Source organism: Chitinivibrionales bacterium (assembly GCA_014728215.1).
Classification (GTDB): domain Bacteria; phylum Fibrobacterota; class Chitinivibrionia; order Chitinivibrionales; family WJKA01; genus WJKA01.
On record WJLZ01000173.1, the window covers coordinates 1 to 6,659 of the forward strand.

Sequence of the window (6,659 nt, forward strand, 5' to 3'; positions counted from 1 at the left end):
CCGCAACCGGAGAAAACCGGATACATTGCGAATCGAGCAGTTTTGTCCTTCGTGGATAGAGCACCACGGAAAAGTGCACAATGCGTTTTTAGCCGAGCTTTCCGGAGCCGGGGCAAAGTTTATTGCTCCCGAAGCCGCGGACCGCCTGTTTTTGCGCAAAGGCGAAGAGATCACAGTCGATATCTGGACCCGGCACGGGGTCACCTCCTGCAAAGGCATTGTCCGGTGGAGTTCCACCGATGGAAGCGAACACCGGTGGGGGATCGAGTTTTCGGAATTGTCGCAGGATGCCGGTGATCCCATTCGGGTGCTGCTGCGGAATGCGGAACTGTATGAGTATTTGCAAAAGACAGCATAACCGGGGCTGCAATATTTCCCCGGCTCCCATCGGAAATGCAATGGTTTTGCAGATTACCTGAACCGCTTTCTGAAAAAGGCTTGCCGGTCCATGATACATTTTATCAAACAAATGAGGACAAAACATCGCAAAGTAATGATAATCAAAGCGAATCTCTCCAGCCTTTATCGTCCAACTCAGGCGTAGATAATTCACAAGATGAGGTCCCGGTTTTTTCTGTCGAGGATTTTCCAAGACCAGATCACGCTATTGACTATTCCGCAGATTCTGGTGCAATAAGCAGGTAAATAGAAATAATGCGGCTGTTAAAATATTCCAACAATTACTTTTTTGCTGAAAAAAACTTTGTCTTTACAAAGTAATTGGAGCCAGTAAATACCTTCAGCTACATTAGAAACAGGCAAAATACCGCATGAAGTTACTTGTTTCGTCATCAGCATTCTTCCATTTGCAGCAAATAGCCTTGCATGGGTGATTTCCCGGGGGATTGCAGCCATATAAATATTAAAATTATTAATTCTGATTTCCGGAGTGCTTTTAAATGGAGAATTTCCCGATATTTTTAATCCTTGTTCGCCGGGTTTGATTACAAAAGGGTTATCTGAAGCATCCGATAGTTTAAAATCATCATATTTTGAAACTATTATTATGCATGAGTCGGATGATAAAGGAGTGCCATCGATAGAATCCGGAATGGTCCATGAAAAAGAGCCATAATTTGTGGTATCGCATCGAAGGCTCCCGCTGAGATCGATATAAAAATTATTTTTGCCGGCATCCGGCGATATCATTAATATAACAGAACTGATAATATCGCAGTCGGTGCTCCAGTTAATAGCTATTTCTTCTCCTGTCTGGTATATTTCGCCGCCGTTGGGATCTAAAATAGTAATAAGAGGGTAGTCGGGTTTATCCCGGTACAACTCGTTGCCGGAAATCGGTTGAAGGGGTATTCCCGGTCCCTCATAATATAGTGACAGGTGAGGTTTGTACAAATCGCTGTTTTGATAAAGAAGAAAAATTTGGTGCATACCTTTCTTCAATCCGATTGTGCCATGCTGCTTTCCAAGTCCCGGATAATTAGAGACGATCATTTTTGATCCGATATACAGTTCGCTGATTCCAAAGGATTCTGTCAAAAAGGTGTAAATACCATCGGTAAGTGCGTAAAAATATCCGCTGTAAACTATGCCGACATTATTCTCGCGCTGCAATATATCGAGACTAAATCCAGATACCGTGCCGGTATCGGTGGGAAGAGAAACTGCAAGAGATTCAAGAACAGGTTCAGGCATTTCATAGTATTGAAATTTGAGTCCATGTATAACGCTGTCTGGATTATCGGGCTCTTTTAGCGTGCTTCTGATAAAATTGGCGGTTGCAACGGTGCTGGGAAAGAGGCTGTCCTTGAAAGCACGGGCATGGATGCAAGTCTGGCTGTTTTCGGGAATTGATAGAAAAAGTGTGTCCCCCGTTTGTATACTGTTTGAAGTACTCAGATCGGGAGTTGTTCCATTAATTGTATATCGAAGTTTTGCTCCGGGGGTTTCGCATCGTATGGTAACAGGAATAGTTTCTTCGAAAATTATCCCACCTGAAGGCGAAATCAGCGGTTTTTCAACCGTCTGGACAGAGCTGTCGAATTTGCCTTCGAAAAAATCCATGGCGTAACCGTCACCAAGAATAAATGTTGTATTTGTCGGACGATGGCAAACAGCTACCTGGTCTGTTCCTTGTGTATATACGATATAGTCTGCTGATGCGCGTGAAAAACGCATATCGGAAATATGCCATCCAGTAATGCAATGCTGTGCAGTATGATCCCACCATTTGTAAATTTTTATCGTATCATGGTTAGTTGTATTATGTGCGCACCATTCGCCATCAACCGAAAGTGCAGGCATACATCCTGTAGCAATCCCCGACCATATTTTGTAGATAAGATTGGCACTGTATACCCACCCGCCGGAATTAAACCGTATGCATGCCCTCGTACCGTCATGCGATACCTGTCCCAGAATATCAGATGCACTGCTTATTACCTTCTCAACCAGACTTGTTCCAAGCTCGACTCTGCATAATCCTTGATAATGGCTGTCCCAGTAAAGGTACTCCTTTGAATTATTCCGGACAAACATCAGATTGTGCCCATTCCAGTTTACTGTATGTTTTATGGAATTGCCTGAAAGGGTGGAATTTATTACATATAGATTATTATTCAGTGCATAGGCGATCCGTTGACCGTCATTGGAAAAACAGGCGCTTTGCACCGGGCCTTCAACAATTGTTTGCCTCTCGTAGGTATTTGCATTGATCAGGATAAGATTGCCTTCCGGAACCCTGCTCGTATCCAGCGCTAAAGCCCATCCTTCGAGCGCGAATGTAGAGGCCGTCAAATAGAGAACAAATGTCGCAGGTTTATGCATATATTTTTCTCGCTAAGACGATAGCGTAACAATAAGTGAAAAGCCTTATCTGGGAGTTACATATAAACTTATTAATATGATTTTAGTTTATTAGTATAATGTAAGCGATAAGCAAGAAAAACATTTATAAGATTAACCGATTAAATTGCAGGTGGCTGCATTTTCTGGGTGGTCCCAAAAAAGCCCCGATAAAAAGCTCCGTTAATAATATAATGAGCATACGCTAACAATAATCTAAATATTGCATTATATTTTTTGTCTCTTTATAACTAGAGTACATTATGAATGATGGGTATTTTGATGAGATTCAAAACAGAAAAAATTATGAGAAGAATAAGAAAGATCCCACTCATTAATTCAGTTTACCCCTGGCTTTATGCTATTGTGCATAAAATGCAACAACAATTTGAGTGCCCAATGTGCAGTTACAAGGGACCATTTATGAATACTGATACCGAATATGGAAAAAGGATGTATTCTACTTGCCCACAATGTGGTTCCGGTGAACGGCACAGGCTTGCCTGGTTGGTGATGAAAAGTTTATTTGAGGCCCATGATCTTGCCCGGATGTCTATGCTGCATATTGCACCGGAGCAATTTTTCAGGAAACAGTTGAGACCGAAATTTAAAACGTATACTACCTTAGATTTATTTATGAAAAATGTAGATCACAAAGCTGATATTACTGATATGCCTTTTGGAAACGATTGCTTTGATTTTATATTTGCTGCGCATGTAATTGAGCATGTAAAGGATGACCTGGCTGCGTTTAAGGAGGTTTCCAGGGTGCTTTCACCCGGAGGGTTTGCGCTGATTCATGTCCCGGTTATTGCAGAGTATACATTTGAATATCCTGACGGCAAAATTGATAAGTGTGGACATGCTCGAATTATCGGACAAGATTATTATGAAAAATACTCATCGTATTTTGCTGATTTTAAGCTTTTTAAATCTTCGGATTTTTCGCTGAAATACCAGACATGGATTTATGAGAATCCCTCCTGTAATCTCTCGAATGAATATCCAGAGGTTACTTTATTTTCAGGTGAAAAGCATGAGGATCTTGTGGCTATATACTATAAATAGAAATAATATCGTGCAGGCAGTTACTTGCATATTTCCAATATTACTTTAAATCTTTGGATATCATCAGAGATTGTATTGCGGAACCTCCGATAGTAGTACCGGTAACGAGCAGATCCGGGTTCGCCCTCTCAGGGATTTTGCTTATTATGCTTGCGGCCTGCTCTTTGTCTTTGCGAACACGGTATAAATGAAATGATGGCAGATCAATTTTTCGTGCAAATATAGCTCCGGTATTCTTTGGCGCCGGATTTGAAAGCATTATATTCCCACGAATCAGGATGAGCAAAGAAGGAAAGCATATATGAATATTCTCTGCTGGTGCTGAGGAATTCTTCTTTCCTTTTTTTGTCCCTGTTCAAAGATTCGAGCACATGAGTAGTTATGTTGTTTTTCCGGGCAATTGTAAAGCCGACTTTCTTAATCAGATCTTCGTTCTTATCTAATGTGTCAAGTGTGCTGAAGCCGGCATAGCAGAAAATACCATTGGATACAAGCACCTTTGCAACCTCAGAAAAGAACCTGTCTATATTCGGATAGTGATGGGATGATTCTATGTTAAATACAACATCATATGACCCGGGTACATCGGCAGTAAGGTGCCTGCTTATTCTTTCCGCGTCGCCTTTTATGAATAAGGCATAGTTTCCATGTTTTTTACGGCAGAATTCAACATTGTCCGATGATAGGTCCATACCTACCACGTTCTGAGGAGAATGATAGTTTGCCAGATAATAACATCCCCCGCCGTTCCCACATCCAATCTCAAGGATATTTTTGTTTGTCAAATCAATGCCGGCGGCCAGATGGTGGTACAATTGAATATTATAGCGCCAGGGTTCATCGTCGTTTTTTAAGTGCAATTGCTTTTGTAATTCCTGGTCATAATAACCAAGGTTCATAAAAGGGATTCCGGTGTCTGCTGCTATGCCGGCGTATTTTTTTTCGACGCTTTGCTTGAATATGCTTGACAACCAAAATAAATTCGTGCGATAGACAAATCGACCGAATGGCCGCCTTATCGAAACGGGAAGAATTGTTCGGGCGATTCGGGTTGCTGCTCTTGTGACAGGTGAATACATACAATATTGGCCTTTTCTATTGAAAAAAGTTTGATTCAGGTGCAGGTCCTGCGCTAAGGGGTCTGCAAACCTTAAAAATAAATATTAAAGAATGTTGAAACAACGATAAAAATATTGCTTTTTTGTTAGGGTTTGCACTATAAAAATCCTAACATTGATCTAAGCATTTCTTAACAGATTATTAGTATATTCTTGTTTTTTGAGCCGTAATGATGATATAAACGATTAGTTTTTAGGAGAAGTTGCTACGCCGGGGACTGCAAGATTAGCTTACAGCAAAAAGACAATACTGTTTTTCTATTATTCCAGCGGTAAGTCTCCCGGTCCATTAATCCGCATGTTTGAACTGGCACGTGCAGTAAGTAAAGAAGGCCGCAATGTATTGGTTTATTTTTTAGATAAGGAATTCGGACCGGGCAAACAATTTTTTGACAAAATCAAAGCTTCTGAAACACAGCAATTCAAAATCAAATCAAAGAATACATTTGCGACTGGAGGAGAATATAAATATTCAAGCTTTAAGCCTGCTGAAGAAATTACTACATCCATAAACCAGGCTTACAAAGCCGTCAAACTGCTTTTTTATGTGCTCAGTTCATTGAAATTTCTTTTTGCTGAATTATGTATCCTGCTCAAAACAAAGCCTGCGGTAGTTATTGTGCGGCCCGATCATGTGATTTCATTTCCAATATCCTGCGCATTGTTAAGAATACCGTTTATTATTGATAACGACGGCATCGCAGAAGAATTTGACTGGTTTAATAACATTCCAACCCACCTGGTACGTCCATTTGTTACCTGGCGAACACGTATGGCCGATGCTGTTCTTGTTATTTCTGAAGAATGCAGAAAATACTGGATTGATCACAAAGTCAAAGAAAACCGCCTGTTCATGTGCCCTAATGCCGCTGATCCGGATGAATTCAAACCGGCTCCGGAAGAATTCAGATCCAAGAATAGAAAAAAACTCAGCATTGGAAACAAAGATATTGTCGTGGCATATTCGGGAACCCAGGCAGGCTGGCACGGGATTAATACCCTGATCGCTGCAATCCCTGATGTTCTCAATTTTTATTATGATACATTTTTCCTGATAATTGGCAAGGGGCCCGATAAGAACAGTGGTGAGTACCTTAAACTACCTGCATTGATAAGAAAAAATAAAATATGCGCAACCGGCCAGGTCGCCCATTCGGAAATGGCACATTTTATCGACCTGGCCGATATAGTGATTATGCCCTATCCAACAATGCCGATCTTTTACTTTTCTCCGATGAAAATGTTCGAGGCACTGGCGCTAGACAAAATAATAATCGCGCCTCGACTTGGGCAGATCAAAGAAATATGCAGTGAACTCCCCAGTGCGTTTCTCTATGATCCCGAAAAACCCTTTATCGATGAAATAAAATCAGCACTAAGTGAGGCTATTGCGTTTTTGAACTCTCATACATCTGCAAATTTCTCGAGAGATATCCTTGTTAAAAATCACACCTGGCAGCATCGGGGCAGAGCGATTCTGGATGCATGCGGTTTTGTATCAGGGATGGAAAAAAAGTAAAGCTAGTAAGCGTTTATTGTTTCGGCTGTGCAGCATGTTCGGATGCATGCAAATCGTTCAATTTTTTCATAAGACGCTGCAACTCATTTTTTTGAATTGGATGAACGAACTTTTTATCCGCTTTTTTTTGAGTTTTTTTCATAAAGGCAGTA

Annotated in this window: 5 protein-coding genes; 3 read left to right on the plus strand and 2 right to left on the minus strand. The window is 41.0% G+C overall.

All coding sequences use genetic code 11. The features are described from left to right. A partial coding sequence (locus tag GF401_15500) for a hypothetical protein (protein ID MBD3346458.1) occupies positions 1 to 358 on the plus strand: 358 nt, incomplete at its 5' end. 305 nt (positions 359 to 663) lie between these two features. Here the strand turns inward: GF401_15500 and GF401_15505 are convergent. Then, the gene (locus GF401_15505; protein ID MBD3346459.1) at positions 664 to 2,784 is read right to left on the minus strand and encodes a hypothetical protein; all 2,121 of its coding nucleotides are present in this window, start codon (positions 2,782 to 2,784) and stop codon (positions 664 to 666) included. A 285-nt stretch (positions 2,785 to 3,069) separates the two neighbouring features. Between GF401_15505 and GF401_15510 the strand changes: the two genes are divergently transcribed. Further along, the gene (locus GF401_15510; GenBank protein MBD3346460.1) at positions 3,070 to 3,870 is read left to right on the plus strand and encodes a methyltransferase domain-containing protein; all 801 of its coding nucleotides are present in this window, start codon (positions 3,070 to 3,072) and stop codon (positions 3,868 to 3,870) included. 203 nt (positions 3,871 to 4,073) lie between these two features. Here the strand turns inward: GF401_15510 and GF401_15515 are convergent, their stop codons facing one another. Further along, complete coding sequence (locus GF401_15515) at positions 4,074 to 4,949, minus strand: methyltransferase domain-containing protein (GenBank protein MBD3346461.1); 876 nt, start codon at positions 4,947 to 4,949, stop codon at positions 4,074 to 4,076. Positions 4,950 to 5,286: 337 nt separating this feature from the next. Here GF401_15515 and GF401_15520 point away from each other — a divergent pair, with 337 nt between their 5' ends. Then, positions 5,287 to 6,507 carry a glycosyltransferase gene (locus tag GF401_15520; GenBank protein MBD3346462.1) on the plus strand — a complete coding sequence of 407 codons (1,221 nt, stop codon included), beginning with the start codon at positions 5,287 to 5,289 and terminating at the stop codon, positions 6,505 to 6,507. The last annotated feature ends 152 nt before the right edge of the window (positions 6,508 to 6,659 follow it).